General features: G+C 55.8%; 1 rRNA gene. It reads left to right on the top strand.

The features are described 5' to 3' along the window. The first annotated feature begins 305 nt into the window (after positions 1-305). A 16S ribosomal RNA gene (locus LQD00_RS22665) occupies positions 306-1,828 on the top strand. The last annotated feature ends 171 nt before the right edge of the window (positions 1,829-1,999 follow it).

The following is a 1,999-nucleotide window of genomic DNA, read 5'->3' as shown; positions in this document are numbered from 1 at the left end:
GCTGGAAGAGTTGCCCCGGAGACGGGGTTAGCGTGGAAAGTCAGAACAAGTCTGCTGGTGACGGCCCTTGTGGGGTTGGTAGCTGGTGGGTGTGTGTTCTTTGAGAACTCGATAGTGTGATGATGAATTGTCTGATGCCATTTTTTGGCATCGAGCATTCTTTATGGATGTAGATGTTTATTTTTTGTGTGACGCTCGGCCCCGTCTGGGTGTCACATTAAGCTAGTTTTGGATTGGTCAGGTTTGCTTTCCTGATTGTGTTGAAACGCTGGTGCTTTTGGGTGCTGGTTTTGTTTCACTATTTTTTCATGGAGAGTTTGATCCTGGCTCAGGACGAACGCTGGCGGCGTGCTTAACACATGCAAGTCGAACGGAAAGGCCCAGCTTGCTGGGTACTCGAGTGGCGAACGGGTGAGTAACACGTGGGTGATCTGCCCTGGACTCTGGGATAAGCCTGGGAAACTGGGTCTAATACCGGATATGACCTTACGTTGCATGACGTTTGGTGGAAAGCTTTTGCGGTTCAGGATGGGCCCGCGGCCTATCAGCTTGTTGGTGGGGTAATGGCCTACCAAGGCGACGACGGGTAGCCGACCTGAGAGGGTGATCGGCCACACTGGGACTGAGACACGGCCCAGACTCCTACGGGAGGCAGCAGTGGGGAATATTGCACAATGGGCGCAAGCCTGATGCAGCGACGCCGCGTGAGGGATGACGGCCTTCGGGTTGTAAACCTCTTTCACCAGGGACGAAGCGCAAGTGACGGTACCTGGAGAAGAAGCACCGGCCAACTACGTGCCAGCAGCCGCGGTAATACGTAGGGTGCGAGCGTTGTCCGGAATTACTGGGCGTAAAGAGCTCGTAGGCGGTTTGTCGCGTCGTCTGTGAAATTCTGCAACTCAATTGTAGGCGTGCAGGCGATACGGGCAGACTTGAGTACTACAGGGGAGACTGGAATTCCTGGTGTAGCGGTGAAATGCGCAGATATCAGGAGGAACACCGGTGGCGAAGGCGGGTCTCTGGGTAGTAACTGACGCTGAGGAGCGAAAGCGTGGGTAGCGAACAGGATTAGATACCCTGGTAGTCCACGCCGTAAACGGTGGGTACTAGGTGTGGGGCTCATTTCACGAGTTCCGTGCCGTAGCTAACGCATTAAGTACCCCGCCTGGGGAGTACGGCCGCAAGGCTAAAACTCAAAGGAATTGACGGGGGCCCGCACAAGCGGCGGAGCATGTGGATTAATTCGATGCAACGCGAAGAACCTTACCTGGGTTTGACATACACCAGACGCATGTAGAGATACATGTTCCCTTGTGGTTGGTGTACAGGTGGTGCATGGCTGTCGTCAGCTCGTGTCGTGAGATGTTGGGTTAAGTCCCGCAACGAGCGCAACCCTTGTCCTGTATTGCCAGCGGGTTATGCCGGGGACTTGCAGGAGACTGCCGGGGTCAACTCGGAGGAAGGTGGGGATGACGTCAAGTCATCATGCCCCTTATGTCCAGGGCTTCACACATGCTACAATGGCTGGTACAGAGGGCTGCGATACCGTGAGGTGGAGCGAATCCCTTAAAGCCAGTCTCAGTTCGGATTGGGGTCTGCAACTCGACCCCATGAAGTCGGAGTCGCTAGTAATCGCAGATCAGCAACGCTGCGGTGAATACGTTCCCGGGCCTTGTACACACCGCCCGTCACGTCATGAAAGTCGGTAACACCCGAAGCCGGTGGCCTAACCCCTTGTGGGAGGGAGCTGTCGAAGGTGGGATCGGCGATTGGGACGAAGTCGTAACAAGGTAGCCGTACCGGAAGGTGCGGCTGGATCACCTCCTTTCTAAGGAGCACACAACATCACCCATTTCTGCCGGCGTCTGTTCGGCGGTGGGTGTGTGTTCGAGGGTGAAACATCAGACAGGTCGACGACTGTGCATGTGCACAGCACCGAGACCCACCGCCAGGCTGTGAGGCCGGCGGGTTCACGTCACACTATCGGGGTTCTGAGGGA

The organism is Gordonia metallireducens (genome assembly GCF_021245825.1).
In the GTDB taxonomy this organism is placed as follows: domain Bacteria; phylum Actinomycetota; class Actinomycetes; order Mycobacteriales; family Mycobacteriaceae; genus Gordonia; species Gordonia namibiensis.
This window is presented reverse-complemented; position numbering and strand designations above follow the sequence as displayed.